The organism is Saccharopolyspora rectivirgula DSM 43747, assembly GCF_000497205.1.
Taxonomy (GTDB): domain Bacteria; phylum Actinomycetota; class Actinomycetes; order Mycobacteriales; family Pseudonocardiaceae; genus Saccharopolyspora; species Saccharopolyspora rectivirgula.
Genome location: NZ_AYJW01000013.1, coordinates 13,199 through 35,383 on the forward strand (window position 1 = coordinate 13,199; position 22,185 = coordinate 35,383).

A 22,185-nucleotide genomic window follows, 5' to 3' on the forward strand; every position below is an offset into this window, starting at 1 on the left:
TGCGGTGAATCCGGGCACCCCGGGACGACCTGCGCTCCGCAGGAGGCGAGAACCACGGACTCCTCAGGCGCGCGAGCTGGCCGCAGCCAGTCCCGGAGCACCGCAGGACTCCACCGCGGTGTTCCATCACCCGCCACGAGCGCCGAGAGCGGGCGGACGCTCCGGCTCGAGCGGCAATCCCCGCTTTCCGCCGCACCGCGGTGCGCACTCGACGGCGCTCGCTGCGCCGAACTCCCCCGCTGCCGCCGTCGCAGGATTCCCGGCTCGTCAACAACGCCGCTCGTGCCGGCTGACGCGAACGGGGGCGCACGATTTCCCCAGCCCCGGGCACGCCACCGCAGTGGGCAGAGCCCGCTGCTCGGAGCGTTCACCGCGAACGCGTTCCCGGACGTCTCGCGGTGCCTCCTCGGCCCGCTCGCACCGGCGCAGCGCCCCGCGAACCGCGGCCGAACCGCCTGCCACCACCGGGAAACCCCGGCGGAAGTCCGCAAATGCACCGTTCGGGCCAGTCGCCGACCGGTCTTCCAGGTTACTCAACACGGCCATCCGGCTTAGGCTGGGTAGGACCAATACGGTTGAGCGGGGGGCGATCATGGCGACTACGAGTTCGAGGACAACGCGGGGTGGCCAGCAGAGGCAATCCCGCAGGTCCACCGCCCGGCAACCAGCTGCCGCGAACACCCGGGGGGCAGCGGGCGAGCAGCGCAGCCGGCCGTCCGGCCCGAGCATCCAGGTCCCCTACGTGACAGCGCAGCTGCGCACCCGCCGAATCGAACTGCCAGCGCTGCCGGGTGGACAGCAGTTGACCTCGGCTGTGGAATCAGTGCGCGCCAACATGCCCTCCCGGGAGCAGGCCCTGTTCTACGGCGGGTTGGCCGCCAGTGCTGCGTTCAGCCTGATCGAGTGGCCGGTGGCGGTGGCCATCGGGGTCGGCGGAGCGCTGGTCCAGCGCATGGCGCGCCAGCAAGCGGAGCCGGCCGGTTCGGGCAAGAGCGCGTGACCGCCCCGGAGAGCTGAATGCTCGGACGGGTGCTCGCGGCAGCCCGGCAGGCGGTGGCGCCGGTCGTCGACGTGCTCCGGGCAACGACCTCGCTCTCCCCGGGACGCCGGGTGTGGCACCGCGACGGGTTGTGCTACCTCGAGGTCCGAGGACTGCACAGACCGGGAACCGAAGCCATCGCCCAGGAACTGGCCGACCGGCTCACCTCGCTGGAAGGGGTGCACCACGCCACGGTGAACCCTGCCCTGGGCAGGGTGGTGATCCGCTTCGACCCCGACGTGGTCGACGTCAGCGCCTTCCATCCCCTGATCAACGACCTGGAAGCGCAGCACGACTTGACCGGCATCCCCCGGGCGAGCGTCAACCACCCGGGCAACGCCGAGGTGCTGTTGCAGGACTTCACCGCGCTCGCCGCCGAATTCTTCGGCGTGGGGTTCGCCGCGCTCAGCGCGGTCCTCCCCGTGCGGACCGCACCGTCGGCGGTGGTGAGCTCCCTCTCCCTGCTGGACTCGGTTCCGCGGTTTCGGGCCCGATTGGAACGCCGCCTGGGCCCGAGCGCCACCGAGACCGTCTTGACCTTGGGCAACTCCCTGGTGCACAGCGTGAGCGGCAACCCCGTTTCGGCGATCAGCCAGACGGCCAGCCGGTTCGTCAAGTACCGGGAAACCGCGGCCCGGCACCGCTCGTGGGCGCACTGGGCCGACTCGTCCGACCACGGCACCTCCTTCGAGGTCCGGTCACGCCCCCGGCCGCTGCGCCCCGGGCCGGTGGAGCGCACCGCCGATGCGCTGGGCATGCTCGCGCTGGCCGGATCCGGCGCCGCGCTGGCCCTCACGCGGAATCCGCAACGGGCGTCCGCGGTGCTCAGCGCCGGCGTTCCCCGGGCCGCCAAGTCCGGGCGAGAAGGGTTCGCCGCCCAGTTGAGCACCACCGTGGCCACCCGCGGTGGGCTGGTGCTGATGCCGGAGGCGGTTCGCCGGCTCGACCGGGTCGACGCGGTGGTCTTCGACGCCCCGGTGCTGCTCACCGGGCGCAAGATGATCGATGCGGTGGTACCGCTGGACCCGGCCCCCGACGACTCGGCCTCCTACTACGCCCGCGCCAGCGAAGTCATCGACCCGCAGCGGCCGCGGCGGTCCCGGCACCGGGACGGGTGGAGCGCTCGTCCGGTCACCGGAGGGGTCCAGCGGTTCCCCGCTCACGTGCGCGCTGCCTTCGAGGAGCACCGCTCGCGGGGAGCTGACTTGTGGTGGCTGCTGCACGACGATCGCCCGGTCGCGCTGGTGAGCATCATCGCCGAATTGGCCCCGCTGGCGGAGGAGCTCGTCGCCGCGGCGCGACCGGTCGGGACCGTGGCGATCGCGGACGTCGATCACCACTTGGCGCAGCGGCTGGCGGTGGACCGGGTGCTTCCCGCGGGGGAGCAGCTCGCCGACTCGGTGCGCCAGTTGCAGCGCGAAGGGGCCACCGTCGTTGTCGTCTCCTCCGGTACCGCTGCTGCGCTGGCCGCCGCCGATGTTGGCATTGGACTGTGCACAAAGGACAACCCGACGTGGGCCGCTGATCTCCTCTGCCCGACCCCGGCTCTGGTGCACCTGCTGCTGCGCGCCACGGAGGAGGCGCGGAAGGCGAGTCGGTACGCGGCAGCAGCTGCTGTCGCCGGGGCATGCCTGAGCGCGGTCGTCGCCCTGCTGGGCCCGGCTCGCGGAGCTTCCTCCCGAGTTTCGGTGGCCAGCTCGGGAACGTCCTTGTTCTCCCTGGCCACCGGCGTGTGGCTGGCCCTGCGAGCAGGCAACCGGGCACCGCCGGTACCGCAGGACCGGATCCCGTGGCACACCATGCCGGTGGCGGCGGTCCTGAGCACCTTGGCCACTTCTGAACGGGGCCTGCCCGCAGCTCAGGCCCGAGCGAGAGAGACGGACGCCGACTCCGGCCCGACCGGTCTCGGCTTCGCCGGCACGGTGCTGCAGTCCTTGGCCAATCCGATGACCCCGGTGCTCGGCGTGGGCGCGGTGTTGTCGGCCGCCCTGGGCTCACCGCTGGACGCTCTTTTCATCGGCGCGGTGCTCGGCATCTCCGCACTGGTGGAGGCCGCGCAGCGGGTCTCCGCCGATCGCGAGCTCAAGCAGCTCCTGGCCACCAACCAGGTGCTGGCCAGGAGGCGCCGTGGGAGGAAGACCGAACTGGTACCGGCCGAGGACCTGCTCGTCGGGGACGTCATAGAACTGCGGGCCGGCGACTGGGTCCCGGCCGACTGCCGGTTGTTGGAAGTGGACGGCCTGGAAACAGACGAGTCCACTTTGACTGGAGAGTCCTTGCCGGTCGTCAAGGACACCGCGGCCACGACGGCCGCGACGACTGCTGATCGGCGCTGCATGCTGTACCAGGGCACCAGTGTCGCAAGTGGATCCGGAACAGCGGTCGTCGTGGCCACCGGGGAGAACACCGAACTCGGCAGGAGCTCGGCAGGCGCCGCCCCCGCGGTCGAACCGAACGGGGTGGAAGCCCGCCTGGCCCGGCTGACCACCCGAGTGCTCCCGCTGTCCGCCGGAGCCGGGGTGGTGCTGTTCGGAATGGACCTGCTGCGCCGGGTCCCGCTGGCGCAAGCCGTGGCCAGGTCGATCGGCCTGTCGGTGGCCGCCGTCCCGGAAGGACTCCCCTTCGTGGCCACCTTGGCCGAGCTGGCCGCCGCTCGTCGTCTCGCCGCCCGCGGCGTGCTGGTGCGCAGCCCCCGCACGATCGAGGCCTTGGGCCGGGTCGATGTGCTCTGCTTCGACAAAACAGGCACCCTCACCCAGGGGAAGATCGCGCTGGGGGCGGTGTCCAACGGGGTGGCGGAGCGTCCCGTCCGCTCACCGGAGAGCTGGGTGGGCGACGTCCTGGCGGCGGCGGTGCGCGCCACGCCTCGCCCCGATGGCCAACCGCTCCCCCACCCCACCGATCAGGCGGTGCTCTCCGGGGCCGCCGAAGCCGGGGTTCCCACTGCCGCGCACCCCGTTTCGGCCGAGCTCCCGTTCGAGCCGTCCCGCGGTTTCCACGCCGTGCACAGCGGCGGCCTGCTCTCGGTCAAGGGCGCCCCGGAGGTGGTGCTCGACCGGTGCAGCGGATGGCGTCATCCGGACGGCCTCCGCGACTTCGACGCCACCGGGCGCGAACAGGTGGAGGCCGGTGTCGAGGACCTCGCCTTGCGGGGCTTCCGCGTGCTGGCGATAGCCGAACGCCGGGTGCCCGAGGACTTCACCCTGGACGAGGGCAGCGTTGCCGAGCTGGAGCTGGTGGGGCTGATCGCCTTGGCCGATCCGGTGCACCCGGCCGCGGCCGAGGCCGTCACCGCTCTCGAGCGCTCCGGCGTCGAAGTGGTCATGATCACCGGGGATCACCCGACCACTGCCGAAGCCATCGCCACCGAACTGGGCATCCTGGGCGATCGCCGGGTGCTCTCCGGGGCCGAGCTGGAAGCCCTGGACGACGCCGAGCTGCGCGAGGTGCTGCCGAAAGCGGCCGTCTTCGCCCGGGTGAGCCCGGCGCAGAAGGCGCGCATCGTCCGCCTGCTGCAGGAGACCGGCAGGACCGTGGCGATGACCGGGGACGGCGCCAACGACGTGCCCGCCATCGGCTTGGCCGACGTGGGCATCGCCTTCGGCTCGCGAGCGACCTCCGCGGCCCGGCAGGCGGCTGATCTCGTGGTCAGCGACGACCGGATCGAAACGCTCACCCGCGGCATCATCGAGGGTCGCGGCATGTGGGTCTCGGTGCGCGACGCGCTGTCCCTCCTGCTCGGCGGCAACCTGGGGGAGATCGGCTACGCGCTGGCCACGGGCCTGCTCGGCGGCGGAGCGCTGAACGCCCGCCAGCTGCTGGTGGTCAACATGCTCACCGATGTGCTGCCGGCCATCGCGATCGCGGTGCGCCCGCCGGTGCACGTCACACCGGAACAGCTGTTGGCCGAGGGACCGGAGGCATCGCTGGGCGAAGCACTGGCCCGCGACACCTGCTTGCGCGCTGCGGTCACGGCGGGCGCTGCGGGACTGGCTTGGCTGGCGGCCCGGGTGGTCGGCACTCCGGGGCAGGCGCGCACCACGGGACTGGTGGCGCTGGTGGCCGCGCAGTTGGCGCAGACGTTGGCCGCGCGCTACCGCAGCTCGACGGTGCTCGCCGCCAGCCTCGGCTCGCTGCTGCTGCTCGCCGCCCTCGTCCAGATCCCCGGGCTGAGCCACTTCTTCGGCAACCGGCCGCTGTGGCCGCAGCACTGGGGCATCGCCCTCGCCGCGGCCCTGGCCGCTGCCGTGGTGGTGCTGCTGTGGCAGAAGTGGTCGACTGTCAAGCGATCACCGCGTCTTTTCAGCCCGAGTTAAATTTCCAGCAACCTCCGCTCCAGGGCCGACTAACCGGGCTCGCGCACGGTGGTGGTGTCCAGCAGGAAACCACGGAGCGGAGACCATGCCGAACTTCCTCACCACCGTTGTGACCAGTGTGGCCGTCGCGCTGATCGAGTCCCTCGTCCGGCACTTGGTCATGCGGGTGCTCCAGCCCGCGTCCTGACCCGCCGGCTCAGCCGGCGGGCTCGGCGGCCCGGGGCCGGCTGGTCCGCTCGGCCGGCACAGCGCGCTGGGCGATGTAGGCGCCCAGCAGGATCAACGCCCCACCGAACAGCTGGAGCCCGCCCAGGCTCTCCCCCAGCAGCAACCAGGCCAGCACGGTGGCCACGACCGGTTCCAGGAAGGCCACGCCTCCGGCCACCGGTGGGGACAGCTTGCGCACCGCGATGATGCCGGTGAGGTAGGCGGCCACCGTGCTGATCACCACGATCCAGCCGACGGCCAGCACCGTCGGGAACCCGTGGCCGGCCAACTCGACGTCGCCGGCCAGCAGTTCCCACGGCATCTCCCACGGCCGGGCCAGCACCCCCACCACCACTGCTCCGAGCAGCAGCCCGTAGGCGGCGAGCGCTGCCGGGTGCACGGCGCCGCTGCTGTCGGACAGCAGGAAGAACGCCGCTTGGCAGCCGGCCGCGCCGAGCGCCAGCACCAGCCCGGCCGGGTGGAAGCCCAGTCCGCTCCACAGCTCCACGACGCAGGTCAGTCCGGCTACGGCGAGGACGATGCCGGTCATCGCGGTGCGGCTGACCGGCTGCCGGCGGACCAGGCGGATCCAGCCGAGCACGAGGACCGGCCCCAGGAATTCGATCAGCAGGGCGACTCCGACCGGAACGCTGGCGATCGCTGCGAAGTAGAAGGCCTGCACGCCGGCGATGGCGAACAAGCCGTAGGCGATGAGCAGCTTCGGCGCCTGCCGCAGCACCGCGGTGTGGCGCAGCGCGAAGGGAAGCATCAGCAGGGCTCCGCCGGCCAGTCGCAGCCAGGCCACTTCCACCGAGCTGAGCCCGGCGGCGATCAGCGGTTTGGCGAACGGTCCCGAACCACCGAAGCAGAAGGCGGAGATGGCCGCTGCGCCCACGCCAACGGCCTTGGCGTTGTTGGTCAGCTCGCGCACCCGACCATCCAATCACGAGCGGCGCGCCGCACGGGAACCGTTCCGGTACTTCCGTCCCACTTTTTGTCCGGGATCGGAAAATCGCTGGTTTTAAACCTGCTGATACATGTGATCACCGCTTCCCCTACCCTCGCTTGTGGGCAAATACAGGACAAGCGTACTGTTACTGGTGAGACCGGGTCTCGCGCGCTCCCGGCCAATGTGCGCGAGACTCGCCACCGTTCCCGAACTTGCGCCCGTCGCGAGATGGAGTTGAACGTGACTGCACCTGCGAGCAAGAACAGCTTCGGCGCCCGCGACACGCTGAAGGTGGGAGACAACTCCTACGAGATCTTCCGCCTCAACGCTGTCGACGGTGTACAGCGCCTGCCCTACAGCCTCAAGATCCTCCTCGAGAACCTGCTGCGCAACGAGGACGGCGTGAACATCACCGCCGACCACGTCCGCGCGCTGGGCAACTGGGACGCCAAGGCCGACCCCAGCACCGAGATCCAGTTCACCCCGGCCCGGGTGATCATGCAGGACTTCACCGGTGTTCCCTGCGTGGTCGACCTGGCGACCATGCGGGAGGCCGTCGCCGAGCTCGGCGGTGACACCAGCAAGGTCAACCCGCTGGCGCCGGCCGAGCTGGTCATCGACCACTCGGTCATCATCGACGTCTTCGGCAAGCCGGACGCCTTCCAGCGCAACGTCGAGTTCGAGTACGGCCGCAACAAGGAGCGCTACCAGTTCCTGCGCTGGGGCCAGAACGCCTTCAAGGAGTTCAAGGTCGTTCCGCCCGGCACCGGTATCGTCCACCAGGTCAACATCGAGCACCTGGCCCGCGGCGTCATGGCCCGCAACGGCCAGGCCTACCCGGACAGCTGCGTCGGCACCGACTCGCACACCACCATGGTCAACGGCCTCGGTGTGCTGGGCTGGGGCGTCGGCGGTATCGAGGCCGAGGCCGCCATGCTCGGCCAGCCGGTCTCGATGCTCATCCCGCGCGTGGTCGGTTTCAAGCTCACCGGTGAGATCCCGGCCGGTGCCACCGCGACCGACGTGGTGCTGACCATCACCGAGATGCTGCGCAAGCACGGCGTGGTGGGCAAGTTCGTCGAGTTCTACGGCTCCGGTGTCGCCTCGGTGCCGCTGGCCAACCGGGCCACCATCGGCAACATGAGCCCGGAGTTCGGCTCGACCTGCGCGATCTTCCCGATCGACGAGGAGACGATCCGCTACCTCAAGCTCACCGGCCGGTCCGACGAGCAGGTCGCGCTGGTCGAGGCCTACGCCAAGGAGCAGGGCCTGTGGCACGACCCGTCGATCGAGCCGGAGTACTCCGAGTACCTCGAGCTCGACCTGTCCACCGTCGTGCCGTCGATCGCCGGCCCGAAGCGCCCGCAGGACCGGATCAACCTCAGCGAGGCCAAGCCGGCGTTCCGCGCCGCGCTGAAGGACTACGTCCCCGCCAGCACCGGCTCCCCGGTCGACGAGGCTTCGGAGGAGTCGTTCCCGGCCAGCGACGCCCCCAGCTACGGCCACGCCGAGAACGGCGCCGGCAAGCCGCACGTCGCCAGCGCGGCGGCCGCTGACCAGGGTCGTCCGTCCAACCCGGTGAAGGTCTCCTCGAGCGAGCTCGGCGAGTTCGAGCTGGACCACGGTGCCGTGGTGATCGCGTCCATCACCTCCTGCACCAACACCTCCAACCCGTCGGTGATGCTCGGCGCCGCACTGCTGGCCCGCAACGCCGTCAACAAGGGCCTGGCCACCAAGCCGTGGGTGAAGACCTCGATGGCCCCGGGGTCGCAGGTCGTCACCGACTACTACGAGAAGGCCGGTCTGTGGCCGTACCTGGAGAAGCTGGGCTTCCACCTGGTCGGCTACGGCTGCACCACCTGCATCGGCAACTCCGGTCCGCTGCCGGAGGAGATCTCCAAGGCCGTGCAGGAGAACGACCTGTCCGTGGTGTCGGTGCTGTCCGGCAACCGCAACTTCGAGGGCCGGATCAACCCCGACGTCAAGATGAACTACCTGGCCTCGCCGCCGCTGGTGATCGCCTACGCGCTGGCCGGGTCGATGGACTTCGACTTCGAGAACGACCCGCTGGGCACCGACACCGAGGGCAACCCGGTCTACCTGCGCGACATCTGGCCGTCGCCGCAGGAGATCCAGGAGGTCATCGACTCGGCGATCTCCAAGGAGATGTTCACCAAGGACTACGCCGACGTCTTCAAGGGCGACGAGCGCTGGCAGTCGCTGCCCACGCCGGAGGGCGAGACCTTCGAGTGGGACCCGAACTCGACGTACGTGCGCAAGCCTCCGTACTTCGAGGGCATGACCCTGGAGCCGCAGCCGGTCGAGGACATCAAGGGAGCCCGGGTGCTGGCTCGGCTCGGCGACTCGGTCACCACCGACCACATCTCCCCGGCGGGTGCCATCAAGCCGGACTCGCCGGCCGGCAAGTACCTGCAGGAGCGCGGCATCGACCGCAAGGACTTCAACTCCTACGGGTCCCGCCGCGGTAACCACGAGGTGATGATCCGGGGCACCTTCGCCAACATCCGGCTGCGCAACCTGCTGCTGGACGGCGTCCAGGGCGGCTACACCCGCGACTTCACCCAGGAAGGCGGCCCGCAGAACACCATCTACGACGCCGCGCAGAACTACGCCGCCAAGAACATCCCGCTGGTGGTCCTCGGCGGCAAGGAGTACGGCTCCGGTTCTTCGCGCGACTGGGCTGCCAAGGGCACCCGGCTGCTCGGGGTGCGGGCGGTCATCGCCGAGTCGTTCGAGCGCATCCACCGCTCGAACCTGATCGGCATGGGCGTCATCCCGCTGCAGTTCCCGGAGGGCCAGTCGGCCGAGTCGCTGGGGCTGGACGGCACCGAGGTCTACGACATCGAGGGCATCACCAAGCTCAACGAGGGAGAGACCCCGCGGACCGTCAAGGTGACCGCGCGCAAGGAGGACGGCTCCACCGTCGAGTTCGACGCGGTCGTGCGGATCGACACCCCCGGCGAGGCGGACTACTACCGCAACGGCGGCATCCTGCAGTACGTGCTGCGCAAGATGGTCCGCTCCTGATCTCCTGCTCATCCAGCAGGTAAGTGCAGAGCGGGGCTGGTGCGTCACAAGCGCACCAGCCCCGCTCCTTTTTCGTTCGCGGCGCTGCTTCAGGCCTGGGTGCCTGCCGTCAACGGACGACGGCAGACGTAGAACAGCGCCGGCGGCACGTTCCGCCACACCGTCCGGGTGACCAGCACCTCGTCGAAGTTCGACTCCAGCTGCTGCCGGAACCTCCGGGCGCTCTTCATGCCGGTCGCGTGCAGGTAGGTGAACGTGGTGAAGGCACCCGTGGCGGAGAGGGCCAGGCCGACTTCGGTGAGGATCTTCCGCTGCAGCTCCGCGGAGAAGACCGCCCACGGAAGACCGCTGATCACCACGTCCGCCCTGCTCACCCCGGCCTTGTCCAGCAGCGCGGTCAGCTCAGCGGCATCGCCCTGGATCACTTCCAGCCAGGGCAGCTCGGCTCGCAGGTGCTCCACCATGCCGGAATCCAGCTCGATCGCGATGTGCCGCCCGGACTCGGGCAGGCGCTGCGAGATGGCCCTGCTCAACGCCCCGGTGCCCGGACCGAGTTCCACCACCACTGGGCTTCCCGTGCTGGGCACCACCGCGGCCATCGCCGCGGCCAGCTCCGGCGAGCTCGGCGCCACAGCACCAACGAGGCCCGGGTTGCGCACCACACGCTGCAGAAACGTCCAGTAGTCGCGCAGCGGGGGCCAGTTCGGCCGAGGTCGCTCGGCAACGCGAACCGCGGAGGACTGCAAACTACGGGATTGTTCCGGAGGTGTCACGGATACCCTTCCGATCGGTCGAACCGGTCCGGCTCACCTTAGCGGCCACGGGCGGCAGAACGCTCCGCGCGGCGCGACTCCCGCCCGATCATGGCGCCGTTTGTACCAAAGGGTAGGGAAAATGGCCGCGGCGGAAAAATGGCGTCGTGGACGGCACCCGCCGTGGCGAGAAATTTTTATTAAAAGCTGTAACGAAAGAAGGGTGAAAAACGATTTGAATGCCCCAATGGGCTGCGGGCTTGTTCCCGGCTCGAGAACAAGCCCGGTGGCGCGCTATGTCAGGCGACTTTCTCGGTCAGCACGTTGACCTGCTCAGCGACCTGGCCAGGGGCGTTCTCCGACGACCGGTTGACACGCTTGATCGCCCACAATGCTGCCGCAAACATCACCAGCGCTTCGGCCATCAGGGCCGCCCACACCGTTGCCACTTCTTGCCTCCTTTCTACGAGCCGCCCCGTCTTCCGAACATGCGCGCACCAATGAACACAAAAGCAGGCCAGTCGGAAGAAGGTTTGGTGGAGAAACAGGGTATTTCGCCGCCAATCTTAAAACCATGTTCGGCCCACTTAATACCTGGGCTGCAGTGTGTCGTGCGTCGCACCTGTTAGGGCTAAGGCGCTTCGGAACAAGCGGGGCCGGCGGTCGGTTGATCTGGGCGTGCAGTTCACCGAAGTGGTGGTGATCGGTGCCGGCCAGGCCGGGCTCTCCGCCTCTTACCACTTGCGCCGCAACGGGATCGAGCACGTCGTGCTGGACCGCAACGACGGCCCGGGCGGGGCGTGGCAGCACCGGTGGCCGGGCTTGCGCCTGGAGTCCGTCCACGGCATTCACCCGCTTCCCGGCATGCCGTTGCCGCCCAGCACCCCGGGACGACCGGCCGCCGAAGCGGTACCGGAGTACTTCGGCGCCTACGAAGCGGCTTTCGAGCTCCCGGTGCTCCGCCCGGTCAAAGTCACCGCGGTGCGCCCCGACATCGACCACCTGGCGGTGGAGAGCTCTGCGGGCGTCTTCGCCGCCCGCGCGGTCATCAACGCCACGGGAACCTGGGAAACCCCCTTCTGGCCCCACTACCCGGGCCAGCACCGGTTCCGCGGACGGCAGCTGCACACCGCCGACTACCGCGACCCCCAGGAATTCAGCGGCCAGCACGTCATGGTGGTCGGCGGCGGGATCTCCGCGGTCGAACACCTGCTGGAGATCTCGGAGGTCACCAGCGTCAGCTGGGTCACCAGACGCCCGCCGGAGTTCACCGGCACCGAGTTCACCGCGGAGCAGGGGCGCGCCGCCGTGGCCGAAGTGGCCCGCCGGGTGCGCGACGGCGAACCGCCCGGCAGCGTCGTCAGCGCCACCAAGATCCCGGCCACCCCGGCTGTGCGAGCTGCCCTGGAGCGGGGCGTCCTCCAGCGGTCGCCGATGTTCGAGCAGATCACCGAACACGGAGTGCGCTGGCCGGATGGGCGCACGAAGCGCGTGGACGTGCTGCTGTGGGCGACCGGCTTCCGCCCGTCCGTCGCTCACCTGGCACCGCTGCACCTGCGCGAACCCGGCGGCGGGATCCGGGTGGACGGCACTCGGGCCGTCGCAGAACCCCGACTCCACCTGCTCGGCTACGGGCCGTCGGCCAGCACCATCGGCGCCAACCGGGCCAGCCGGCGGGCCGTGACCGAGATCCGCAAGATGCTCGAGAAGACCGCGCGGTGACCGGCCCGGCGGGCCGAGAGCGGTTCACGACCGCGCCCGCTCCCGGGAGGAGACGGCGCGCAGCACGTGGTGGCCGAGCAGGACCACGATGGTGCCGAGCGCGATGCCGCCCAGGCTGAACTGCTCGGTGATCTGCAGCGACACCCCGCCGATGGCGATCACCAGTCCAGCCGCCAGCGGCAGCAGGTTCACCGGGTCGGCGAAGTCGACCTTGTTCTCGATCCAGATCTTGGCGCCCAGCAAGCCGATCATCCCGTAGAGCACCACGGTGATGCCACCGAGCACCCCACCCGGTATGGCCGCCACCAGAGCCCCGAACTTCGGGCACAGCCCCAGCACGACCGCCACCACGGCGGCCACCCAGTACGCCGCCGTGGAGTACACCCGGGTGGCTGCCATGACACCGATGTTCTCCGCGTAGGTGGTGGTGGGCGGACCGCCGATCGAACTGGACAGCGCGCTGGCGAAACCGTCGGCGAAGATCGCCCTGCCCAGGCTCGCGTCCAGGTTGGTGCGGGTCATCTCCGCCACCGCCTTGACGTGGCCGGTGTTCTCGGCGACCAGGGCGATCACCGCCGGGAGGACGACCAGGATCGCGGAGGCGTCGAACGAGGGGCCGTGCAGAGCGGGCAGACCGAACCAGGGGGCCTCGGCGACCCCGCTGAGGTCCACCCGCAGGTGCTCGTTCACCGCGCCGTTGGCGTCCACCGCGGTGATGGGCCCGAAGGCCAGGTCGAACACCCAGGACAGCAAGTACCCGCTGACCAGGCCGAGGAACACCGCGATGCGGGCCCAGAACCCCGGCAGCAGGACGCTGCAGCCGAGCACCACGAGCATGGTGATCAGCGCGATCCACTGGTCCTGCGGCCAGTAGGTCTCCGCCACCACCGGGGCCAGGTTGAACCCGATCAGCATCACCACCGCCCCGGAGACGGCCGGTGGCAGCACGCGGTGCACCGCGCCGGCGCCGATGTAGTGGATCAGCACGCCGACCGCAGCGAGCACGAGCGCGCACACCAGAACGGCGCCGGTGACGGTGGAGCTGTCCCCGCCTGCGGCTCGGATCATGGCCACCGCGCCGACGAAGGAGGCGCTGCTGCCCAGGTAGCTGGGCACCTTCCCCTGGACGATCAGCAGGAACAGGATCGTGGCCGCTCCGGAGACCAGGATGGCCAGGTTCGGGTCCAATCCCATCAGCACCGGGAACACGAAGGTGGCCCCGAACATCGCCACCACGTGCTGACCGCCCAGCGCAACGGTGCGCGACCACGACAGCCGTTCGCCGGGTGCCACCGCCTCACCGGGACGGGGCGTTCGCCCGTCCCCGTGCAACGTCCACCCCACTCCGAGTTTCTCGCCCAATCCCTGCCGCATGTTGCCTCCCCGCGAAAAGTCCGCGCGGAACTCTACGCCCCACCCCGTTCGCCCCGGTCAGCCGGCAACAGTCTTTTGTGAGCAATTTTCATTTCGTTTGCAGCGGTGCCGGATCGCAGCGAGCCCCACCGAACGCCCGCCAGCACGCCCAGCCCGGCACCTCGTGGACGTGCGCACTCCACCGCTCCGCCACCGGCGCCCCCGCAAGATCCGTCGATCCCGAGCCACGCGGTGCCGCCTCCCGCGCGGCAGGCTTCACCACGGGCAATGCGGGGTAGCCGTAGCACGATGGGATCTGCGCGCGCGCCCAGCCCCAACGCCAGCGTGGGGATGGAAGAGGAATTTCTGCTGCTGGACCCGAAGTCAGGGGCTCCAGTACCCGCGGCCGCAACAATCCTGGAACAGTTGCGCACCACAGCCCCGGACTGGCAGGGCCGGCTGAAGCCGGAACTGGCGGCCAGCCAACTCGAAGCCACCACCGGAATCTGCGACACGCTCAGCGAACTCCGCGGCCAACTGCGCAGCGGACGGCGCCTGCTGGCCCGCGCCGCGCGGGAGCACCAGGGGTTGTTGGCAGCGTCCGGAACACCCCCCGGCCAGACCCGGTTCCTGCCCGGTGACGGCGCCAGGTTCGAACGCATCACCGACCTCTACCGCGGCGTCGTCGCCGATTACCAGACGTGCGGCTGCCACGTGCACGTCGGAGCCGCCGACCGCAGCACCGCGGTGGAGATCATCAACCACCTGCGCCCGTGGCTGCCGACCCTGCTGGCGATCTCGGCCAACTCCCCATTCTGCAACGGGGCCGACACCGGCTACGCCAGCTGGCGGATGGTGCAGCAGACGAGGTTCCCGGGGGCCGGCGTGCCGCCGCACTTCCAGTCGGTGCAGGACTACGACGCCGAGCTCGGCAAGCTGGTGGACTGCGGCTGCCTGGTCGATTCCCGGATGACCTTCTGGCTGGCCCGACCCAGCGAACTGTTCCAGACCGTGGAAGTGCGGGCCGCCGACGTTCCCCCCACTGCGGGCGAAGCCGTGCTGCAGGCCGCGCTGGTCCGAGGCCTGGTGCGCGCGGCCATCACCGAGATCGAACGAGGTCGACCGGCGCCGGTGATCAGCGATCAAGTGGCGGCCGCCGCGCTGTGGGCAGCGGCCCGGTACGGCCTGCGGGGTTTCGCGGTCGACCCGTGGCAGGCGAAGCGCGTGCCGGCAGCGGAGATGGTGCGCGCGCTGATCCGCAAGATCACTCCCGCGCTGGAGGACAGCAACGAACTGGCCTGGGTTCGCAGCAACCTGCGATGGCTGCTGCAGCACGGCACCGGAGCGGACCGGCAGCGCCGCAGCGCCCGGCACGGCCTGGCAGCGCTGACCCACTACCTGGCCGAGCAGACCTGTTGGGAAGAGAGCGAGGCAGCCCGGCCGGTGCTGTCCGACGCAACCACCGACGTGCAGCGGACATCGCCTTGACCCGCGACGCTCCACGACGTCTCCGCAACCACGAGAAAGGCAGGAACGGATGACAGCGGTACGACCTCCCACCTCGGCTCCCGCAGCACTGCCGCAACCCCGCGGTCCGGTGTCAGCCGCGCTGCTGGCAGCGCTGAGCGGCCGGAGCGATCAACTGCCGGCCCCGCAGCTGGCGGACTGCGACCCCCTCGGCGACGACGTCCAGCTGGCCCTGTACACCTGCTACGAACTGCACTACCAGGGCTTCGCCGGCGTCAGCCCCGACTGGGAGTGGGACCTCGACCTGCTGCGACTGCGAACAGCGCTGGAGGAGGTGTTCCTGGCCGCGTTGCGCGAAGCCACTTCCGGAAGCGCCGACGTGGACGCCGCCCTCGCGCCACTGCTCGTGGAGTCCGCCGACGAGCACGGCGTCTCCCACCACTTGCGGGACGAAGGAACCGTGTGGCAGCTGCTGGAGTTCCTCGTGCACCGCTCGCTCTACCACCTCAAAGAAGCCGACCCGCACGCCTGGGTGATCCCGAGGCTGCAGGGCAAGGCCAAGGCCGCGTTGGTGGCGGTGGAGTTCGACGAGTTCGGCGGTGGCCGCGCCGACCGGATGCACTCCAAGCTCTTCGCCGACATGATGGCCGGGGTCGGCCTGGATCCCGGTTACCTGCACTACCTGGACGACGTGCCGGCCCCGGCACTGGCCACGGTGAACCTGATGTCCATGTTGGGGCTGCACCGCAGCCTGCGCGGTGCCCTGGTGGGGCATTTCGCGGCCGCGGAGATCACCACCGCGCCGAGCGCCCGCCGGATGGCCCAGGCCATGGAGCGCCTCGGGTTCGGGGAGCACGCGTTCTTCTACACCGAGCACGTGGAAGCCGACGCGGTGCACGAGCAAGTGATGCGCCACGACGTCGTCGGAGACCTGATCGCCCGGGAACCCGAGTTGGCCCGGGACGTCGTCTTCGGCATCGAAGCCACCGGGGTGCTCGAAGACCGGCTCACCGACCACCTGATGGTGGCGTGGCGGGAGAACCGGACGTCGCTGCGACGTCCACTGCCGCAGTCACCTCTGCCCTGAAGCGGAGCGCCGCGGTTTCACCGCCCGGGCGGTTGCCTTCGCCGCCGATGACTGGTGTCGCAGATCGGGTACGTCTTGCTGCGCCGGCAAGCGCACACCGCGACCACGAACCGCTCGGAGCGCACCAGGGTTCCGTCGTCGAGCTCGAGCTCCACCGGGCCTTCGACGAGCACCGGGCCGCCTTCGACCACCCGGACCCGCCGCGGCCGGGGCTCATTCCGTCCCGTTGCGCTGGGCACGGATCACCACCAATTCCTCGTGCCGCTGCCCCGGCAGGATGCAGCCCCGCTGCTCCCACAGCGGGGCTCGCTGCTGCATGACCGGCCCGAACGGCACGACCTTGCGAGCCACGATCGAGCTGGCCAGGTTGGCCTGTTCGAGCTTGCACACGGTGTCTTCCACTCCGCTCAGCGAGGACTGCACCAGCAGCAGCGTGCCGCCGGGAGCCAGCAGACCGGGCGCCTTCGCGCACAGCAGGTCCAGCACGTCGCGGCCGTTCAGGCCCGCGTCCCACGCCCGGTCCCTGCCCCGCGGTGGGTGCCCGTTCGCGGGCACGTACGGCGGGTTCGACACCACCAGGTCGAAGCGCTCCCCCAGCACGGCATCGGGGATGCCGCCGCGCACCACCCGCACCGAGGACAGCAACCGCAGCCGGGAGTTCACCCGCGCCGACCACACCGCGGGGGCGGTGATGTCAACGGCCACGACTTCCTCGGCCCCAAGTTGGGCTGCGGTCACCGCAAGGACACCGGTGCCGGTGCCCACGTCCAGCACCCGAGCTTTGCGAGGCATTGCCTGCCGCAGCGCCTGGAGGAGCAACCTGGTGTCTTCCTGCGGTTTGTACACACCCGGCAACCTCAACAGCCACACACCGCCGAGTACCCCTCGCCCCCGTGCTCAAACATCAACAACACCCGCTGGGGGAAGGCACCTCCTGCGGAAGGATGACTTGTCGACGTGGGCGTGCTGGCGTCGCCCGGCCCGCGGTGCCCCGGCGTGAACAGCTGCTCCTGCTCGAGACCACGTGCCGCCCTCCGACGGCCTCCTGCACTGCGCGATCTCGTGCGCCTCGTCGCCCCCGAGTCGAGGGACCGGGTGGCGCCCGACGAGGAAGGCGGCCGCGCGGCGCAGGAGCGGTGGGGAAGGACCGCGCGACCTCGGGCACTACTCGTCGTCCACCAGCGACAGCGCGCCCGACGGGCACACCCGCACGGCTTCCCGCGCGGCCTCGACGTGGTCGTCGGCGACCTCGTCGGACAGCAGCACGACCGTGCCGTCCTCGTCGTTCTGGTCGAACAGCGACGGATCGGCGAGCACGCACTGCCCCGCGCCCACGCACCGCTCCAGGTCCGCTCCGATGCGCATGGTCGTCCCCTCTCACCAGGTCACGGGGAACTCGTAGAGGCCGTAGACCGCCGCGTCGTCCTTGAACGGCAGCTCGGCGACGGGCACGGCGGGCCGCAGCCCGGGGATCCGCCGGAACAGCGTGTCGAACACGATCTGCAGCTCCAGGCGCGCCAAGTTCTGCCCGAGGCACTGGTGCGGGCCGAACCCGAACGCCACGTGCCCGCGGGCGTTGCGGGTGAGGTCGAGGTCGCCGGGCCGCTCGAAGACCTCGGGGTCGTGGTTGGCGGCCGCGCTGAGGGCGATCACCCCTTCGCCCGACCGGATCAGCACCCCGCCGACCTCGACGTCCTCGGTGGCGACCCGCGCGGTCACCGCATCCGCGATGGAGAAGTAGCGCAGCAGCTCCTCCACCGCCGCCGGGGTCCGCGACGGGTCGGCGGTGATCGCGGCGAGCTGGTCGGGGTTCTCCAGCAGCGCCAGGGTGCCCAGCGAGATCATGTTGGCGGTGGTTTCGTGCCCGGCGATCAGCAGCAGGAACGCCAGGCTCACCAGTCCTCCGCGGTCCACCTCGCCGGTTTCGCGCTGCTTGGTGATCTGCCGTCCGATCAGGTCGTCGGTGACCTCCTGCTCCTTGCGCGCGACGAGCCGGTCGAGGTAGGAGCGCAGCTCCTCGACCGCCTGCGCCCGTTGCTCGGGCGGAGTCGTGCGGCGGATCATCCTGCTGGCGCGCTCTTGGAAGAACTCGTGGTCGTCGTACGGGACGCCGAGCAGCTCGCAGATCACCAGCGAGGGCACCGGCAGCGACAGCGCCTGCACCAGGTCGACCGGCCGGGGACCGGCGAGCATGGCCGTGACGTGGTCGTCGACGATCTCCTGGATCCGCGGCGCGAGCGCCTGGATGCGCTTGACGGTGAACTCCCCCAGGACCGCTCGCCGCGCGGCGGTGTGCTCGGGCGGGTTCATGCCGACCAGCACCGGCCCCAGCTGCTTGTTCATCCCCTGGCCGGGCACCAGGCGCGGGAAGCCGGGGTGGCGCCGGTCGGAGCTGAAACGCGGGTCGGTCAGCACCGCCCGGACGTCGGCGTGGCGGGTGACCAGCCAGGCCCAGCCCCCGGGAGTGCGCACGCGGGCCACCGGTTGCTCCTGGCGCAGGCGCTCGTAGTCCGGCGGCGGGCTGAGCGGGCAGGACCGGCTCATCGGGAAGGACAGCTCGACGGTCTCGGTCATGGGGCTCCCTCGAAATCAAGCGGACGATCTCCTTCCACTTAACCACATCCGGAAGATCTCCGTCCACTTGTGCTGGCATGCGACAATCCACCCACACCCGAGCCGGAACGAGAACGATGACGTCGACGGAGAACACCCCACGCCTGCGGGCGGACGCGCGGCGCAACCGGGACCGGATCATCGCGGCCGCGCGCACCGCGTTCGCCGAGCAGGGCACCGACGTGCCCATGGAGGAGATCGCCCGCGCCGCCGGAGTCGGCGTGGGCACGCTCTACCGCCGCTTCCCCGACCGCGACTCGCTGATCCTCGCGGTCGCCCGCGACGCCTTCCAACGGGTGCGCGACGACGCCCACCGCGCCGCCGACGCCGAACCGGACCCGTGGCGGGCGCTGACCGGATTCCTGCACACAGCGGCGGACCTGCGCATCGCCGTGCGGCTGTCGATGCTCTCGCCGAACGCGAGCACCGTCCTGGCCTCCGACCCGGACGTCGAAGCGGCCCGGAACGATCTCCTGGCACTGCTGGACCGCCTGGTCAGCGCGGCCCAGGAGAACGGTTCGCTGCGCGACGACGTCGGCGCGGGCGACCTGGCGATGGCGCTCTCCCTGGTGCTGCAGGGGGTCAACGGCGCACCCGAGGACGTGCGGCGCACGGCGACGGCCCGCTACCTGACGCTGATGCTCGACGGCCTGCAAGCGCACCCCGGCACCCCACTGCCGGGCAGCCCGGTCACGGTCGAGGACCTGAAGCGGATGCTGGGCACCGCCTCCCGGGAGGAATGACCGACGTGGACCGCACCGAGTTCCTCCGCTACGCCGACCGCGCCCTCGACGCGCTCGCGCGCATCGTCGCCGACCTCGGTGACGAGATCGCCAACCGCAGCCCCGAGCTGCCGGGCGCCAACTCGCCTTACCAGATCCTCACCCACTGCCTGGGCGTCGTCGAGTGGTGGATCGGGCACGTCATCGCCGAGCGCACCGTCCCCCGCGACCGCGCCGCCGAGTTCACCGCCGCGGGGCCGGTCGACGACCTCGTCGCCCGCGTCGCGGAGGTCAAGCGCACCCTGCGCTCGGACCTGGAGAAGTGGGTCCCGGGGCGGGTGGTCCACCCCGAGCGCCGCTCCTGGATACCCGCCGACGTCCCCATGACGCACGAAACCGTGCTGCTGCACGTGCTCGAGGAGCTGTACCAGCACCTCGGCCACCTCGAGATCACTCGGGACGTGCTGCGCGCGGCCCCGGCGGGCGCAGCTCAGGACAACGCGGGGATCACCGACTCGCCGTAGGCCTCCACAGTGGAGTCGATCGCGTCGTGCATGGCGTAGAGCGCGAACTGGTCGACACCGGCGTCCCGCAGCTCCTGCAGCTTGTCCACGTGGGCCTGCGCCGACCCCAGCAGGCAGAAGCGGTCGACGATCTCGTCGGGCACGAACTCCGTGCTGCGGTTCCCCGCGCGCCCGTGGTGCGAGTAGTCGTAGTCCTGCCGGTCCTTGATGTACTCGGTGAGCTCGGACGGCACCGCGTCGGTGTCGCTGCCGTAGCGGGCCACCAGATCGGCGACGTGGTTGCCGACCATGCCGCCGAACCAGCGGCACTGCTCGCGGGCGTGCGCCAGGTCGTCGCCGACGTAGGCGGGGGCCGCCACGCACACGGTGATCGAGCTCGGGTCCCGCCCCGCCTCGCGAGCGGCCTGCCGCACGTGGTCGACCATCCACCGCGTCAGGTAGGGGTCGGCGAGTTGCAGGATGAACCCGTCGGCCTGCCTGCCGACCAGGTCCAGCGCCTTCGGCCCGTAGGCGCCCATCCACATCGGCAGACTGCCGTCTCGAACCCACGGCAGCTTCACCTTGGTGCCGTGCAGGAGCACCTCCTGCCCTTCGGCGAGCCCTTTGATCACGTGCATGGCCTGTTCCAGCGCGGCGAGCGTGGTGGGCTTGCCACCGGTCACGCGGACCGCCGAGTCGCCACGCCCGATTCCGCACACCGTGCGGTTGCCGAACATGTCGTTGAGCGTGGCGAACGCCGAAGCGGTGACCGTCCAGTCCCTCGTGATCGGGTTGGTCACCATGGTGCCCACCCTCAGGCGCTCGGTGGCGGCGAGGATTTGACTGTGGATCACGAAGGGCTCTTGCCACAACACGCACGAGTCGAACGTCCAGCCGTGGGTGAAACCGAGCTGCTCGGCACGTCGCATCCGGTCCACCACGCTCCAGGCCGGCGGGTCCGTCTGCAGGACAAGACCGAAATCCATGTTCCCTCCCGTCAAACGAGGTATTCGCACGTCCCGCGCTGCTGGAAGCGGCCTCGACCCGCGCGGCCGGTGAACTCCCCGCGGTCCAGGACCACTTCGCCGCGGGAGAGCACGGTGCGGACCTTTCCGGTGATCTGCTTCCCCTCGTAGGCGTTGTAGTCGACGTTCATGTGGTGCGTCCGGGCGGACAGCACCTGCTGGGCCTGCGGGTCGTAGATGACGATGTCGGCGTCCGAACCAGGGGCGATCGTGCCCTTCCGGGGGTGCAGCCCGAACATCCGCGCCGGCGTGGTGCACGCGATCTCCACCCACCTGCGGCGGCTGATGTGCCCGTCGACGACCGCCTGGTGCAGCAGGTCCATCCGGTTCTCCACCCCGGGAAGACCGTTCGGGATCTTCGAGAAGTCGTTGCGGCCGAGCTCTTTCTGGTCGTTGAAGCAGAACGGGCAGTGGTCGGTGGACACCACGGAAAGGTCGTTGGTGCGCAGCGCCCGCCACAGCGCTGCCTGGTGCTCGATCGGGCGCAACGGCGTGGAGCAGACGTACTTGGCCCCTTCGAAGTCCGGACGAGCCAGGTCGTCGGCGCTGAGGAAGAGGTACTGCGGACAGGTTTCACCGAAGACGTTGGAACCACCGTCCCGCGCTCGCACGATCTCGTCGATCGCTTCGGACGCCGAAACGTGCACGATGTACAGCGGACAACCGGCCACTCTGGACAGCTGGATGGCGCGGTGGGTGGCTTCGGCCTCCAGCAGGGGGTGCCGGACCTGGCCGTGGAACCGGGGATCGGTGTTCCCGGCGGCCAACGCCTGCTGCACGAGGACGTCGATGGCTATCCCGTTCTCCGCGTGCATCATCATCAGCGAGCCGTTGTCCGCGGCCTGCTGCATCGCCCGCAGGATCCGGCCGTCGTCGCTGTAGAAGACCCCCGGGTAGGCCATGAACATCTTGAAGCTGGTGACCCCCTCGGCCACCAGCGCGTCCATTTCCTTGAGGGTTTGATCGTTGATGTCGGACAGGATCATGTGGAAGCCGTAGTCGATGGCGCACCGGCCATCGGCCTTGGCGTGCCAGGTGTCCAGCCCTTCCCGCGCTGACTTGCCCACCGATTGGATGGCGAAGTCGATGATGGTGGTGGTGCCTCCCCAGGCCGCGGCTCGGGTCCCGGTCTCGAAGGTGTCGCTGGCGAAAGTTCCGCCGAACGGCATTTCCATGTGGGTGTGCGCGTCCACCCCGCCGGGGATCACGTAGTGCCCGGACGCGTCGATCACCGTTTCAGCGCTGGCGGCCAGCTCGTCCGACGCCTGCGGACTGAGCAGAGCGGCCACTTCTTCGCCTTCCACGAGCACATCGGCTCGGAGTTCTTCGGTGGCGGTGATCACCAGCCCGCCGCGGATGAGCGTTCTCGTCATGTCTCCCTG

Annotated in this window: 18 protein-coding genes; 8 read left to right on the plus strand and 10 right to left on the minus strand. The window is 70.0% G+C overall.

Going from position 1 to position 22,185, the window contains the following annotated elements; all coding sequences use genetic code 11:
* The first annotated feature begins 742 nt into the window (after positions 1 to 742).
* Both SREC43747_RS21520 and SREC43747_RS0105730 read left to right on the plus strand, forming a co-directional pair.
* Positions 743 to 1,000, plus strand: coding sequence for a hypothetical protein (locus SREC43747_RS21520; RefSeq protein ID WP_051387737.1), 258 nt, complete (start codon positions 743 to 745; stop codon positions 998 to 1,000).
* A gap of 17 nt (positions 1,001 to 1,017) precedes the next feature.
* Complete coding sequence (locus SREC43747_RS0105730) at positions 1,018 to 5,355, plus strand: HAD-IC family P-type ATPase (protein ID WP_051387739.1); 4,338 nt, start codon at positions 1,018 to 1,020, stop codon at positions 5,353 to 5,355.
* Positions 5,356 to 5,551: 196 nt separating this feature from the next.
* On the opposite strand, the gene SREC43747_RS0105740 is transcribed toward SREC43747_RS0105730, so the two are convergent.
* The gene (locus tag SREC43747_RS0105740; RefSeq protein ID WP_037331432.1) at positions 5,552 to 6,493 is read right to left on the minus strand and encodes an EamA family transporter; all 942 of its coding nucleotides are present in this window, start codon (positions 6,491 to 6,493) and stop codon (positions 5,552 to 5,554) included.
* A gap of 246 nt (positions 6,494 to 6,739) precedes the next feature.
* Here SREC43747_RS0105740 and SREC43747_RS0105745 point away from each other — a divergent pair, with 246 nt between their 5' ends.
* Positions 6,740 to 9,559: an aconitate hydratase gene (locus tag SREC43747_RS0105745; RefSeq protein ID WP_162832382.1), complete on the plus strand. Its 2,820-nt coding sequence runs from the start codon at positions 6,740 to 6,742 to the stop codon at positions 9,557 to 9,559.
* 89 nt (positions 9,560 to 9,648) lie between these two features.
* On the opposite strand, the gene SREC43747_RS0105750 is transcribed toward SREC43747_RS0105745, so the two are convergent.
* On the minus strand, positions 9,649 to 10,191 hold the full coding sequence (locus SREC43747_RS0105750) for a class I SAM-dependent methyltransferase (RefSeq protein WP_236623045.1): 543 nt from the start codon (positions 10,189 to 10,191) through the stop codon (positions 9,649 to 9,651).
* 419 nt (positions 10,192 to 10,610) lie between these two features.
* Positions 10,611 to 10,760: a hypothetical protein gene (locus SREC43747_RS21265; protein WP_160173032.1), complete on the minus strand. Its 150-nt coding sequence runs from the start codon at positions 10,758 to 10,760 to the stop codon at positions 10,611 to 10,613.
* Positions 10,761 to 10,989: 229 nt separating this feature from the next.
* Between SREC43747_RS21265 and SREC43747_RS0105760 the strand changes: the two genes are divergently transcribed.
* Positions 10,990 to 12,033 (plus strand): FAD-dependent oxidoreductase, encoded by a 1,044-nt coding sequence (locus tag SREC43747_RS0105760; protein WP_029720200.1) that lies wholly within the window; start codon positions 10,990 to 10,992, stop codon positions 12,031 to 12,033.
* A gap of 24 nt (positions 12,034 to 12,057) precedes the next feature.
* Here the strand turns inward: SREC43747_RS0105760 and SREC43747_RS0105765 are convergent, their stop codons facing one another.
* Positions 12,058 to 13,407: a uracil-xanthine permease family protein gene (locus SREC43747_RS0105765; RefSeq protein WP_029720201.1), complete on the minus strand. Its 1,350-nt coding sequence runs from the start codon at positions 13,405 to 13,407 to the stop codon at positions 12,058 to 12,060.
* A gap of 330 nt (positions 13,408 to 13,737) precedes the next feature.
* Between SREC43747_RS0105765 and SREC43747_RS0105770 the strand changes: the two genes are divergently transcribed.
* A complete protein-coding gene (locus tag SREC43747_RS0105770; protein WP_236623049.1) occupies positions 13,738 to 14,874 on the plus strand; it encodes a carboxylate-amine ligase in 1,137 nt (378 codons plus the stop codon).
* Between the two features lie 49 nt (positions 14,875 to 14,923).
* A complete protein-coding gene (locus SREC43747_RS0105775; protein WP_029720203.1) occupies positions 14,924 to 15,940 on the plus strand; it encodes an iron-containing redox enzyme family protein in 1,017 nt (338 codons plus the stop codon).
* Positions 15,941 to 15,957: 17 nt separating this feature from the next.
* Here SREC43747_RS0105775 and SREC43747_RS0105780 read toward each other — a convergent pair whose 3' ends face one another.
* From SREC43747_RS0105780 to SREC43747_RS0105795, 4 genes are all read right to left on the minus strand, one after another.
* The gene (locus tag SREC43747_RS0105780; protein WP_029720204.1) at positions 15,958 to 16,179 is read right to left on the minus strand and encodes a CDGSH iron-sulfur domain-containing protein; all 222 of its coding nucleotides are present in this window, start codon (positions 16,177 to 16,179) and stop codon (positions 15,958 to 15,960) included.
* Positions 16,154 to 16,810 (minus strand): HemK2/MTQ2 family protein methyltransferase, encoded by a 657-nt coding sequence (locus SREC43747_RS0105785; RefSeq protein WP_029720205.1) that lies wholly within the window; start codon positions 16,808 to 16,810, stop codon positions 16,154 to 16,156. Before SREC43747_RS0105785 ends, SREC43747_RS0105780 begins: the two co-directional genes overlap by 26 nt.
* A gap of 294 nt (positions 16,811 to 17,104) precedes the next feature.
* A complete protein-coding gene (locus SREC43747_RS0105790) occupies positions 17,105 to 17,305 on the minus strand; it encodes a ferredoxin (protein ID WP_029720206.1) in 201 nt (66 codons plus the stop codon).
* Positions 17,306 to 17,317: 12 nt separating this feature from the next.
* Positions 17,318 to 18,514: a cytochrome P450 gene (locus SREC43747_RS0105795; protein ID WP_029720207.1), complete on the minus strand. Its 1,197-nt coding sequence runs from the start codon at positions 18,512 to 18,514 to the stop codon at positions 17,318 to 17,320.
* Positions 18,515 to 18,630: 116 nt separating this feature from the next.
* Here SREC43747_RS0105795 and SREC43747_RS0105800 point away from each other — a divergent pair, with 116 nt between their 5' ends.
* Together SREC43747_RS0105800 and SREC43747_RS0105805 are read left to right on the plus strand one after the other, a co-directional pair.
* Positions 18,631 to 19,296, plus strand: coding sequence for a TetR/AcrR family transcriptional regulator (locus SREC43747_RS0105800; protein ID WP_029720208.1), 666 nt, complete (start codon positions 18,631 to 18,633; stop codon positions 19,294 to 19,296).
* Complete coding sequence (locus tag SREC43747_RS0105805) at positions 19,293 to 19,799, plus strand: mycothiol transferase (RefSeq protein WP_051387741.1); 507 nt, start codon at positions 19,293 to 19,295, stop codon at positions 19,797 to 19,799. Before SREC43747_RS0105800 ends, SREC43747_RS0105805 begins: the two co-directional genes overlap by 4 nt.
* On the opposite strand, the gene SREC43747_RS0105810 is transcribed toward SREC43747_RS0105805, so the two are convergent.
* Both SREC43747_RS0105810 and hydA read right to left on the minus strand, forming a co-directional pair.
* Entirely contained in the window at positions 19,766 to 20,764 is a 999-nt protein-coding gene (locus SREC43747_RS0105810; RefSeq protein ID WP_029720210.1) for a TIGR03842 family LLM class F420-dependent oxidoreductase, read from the minus strand. The two genes, SREC43747_RS0105805 and SREC43747_RS0105810, sit on opposite strands and share 34 nt — an antisense overlap.
* An 11-nt stretch (positions 20,765 to 20,775) precedes the next feature.
* On the minus strand, positions 20,776 to 22,176 hold the full coding sequence (hydA, locus tag SREC43747_RS0105815; protein WP_029720211.1) for a dihydropyrimidinase: 1,401 nt from the start codon (positions 22,174 to 22,176) through the stop codon (positions 20,776 to 20,778).
* Between the last annotated feature and the right edge of the window lie 9 nt (positions 22,177 to 22,185).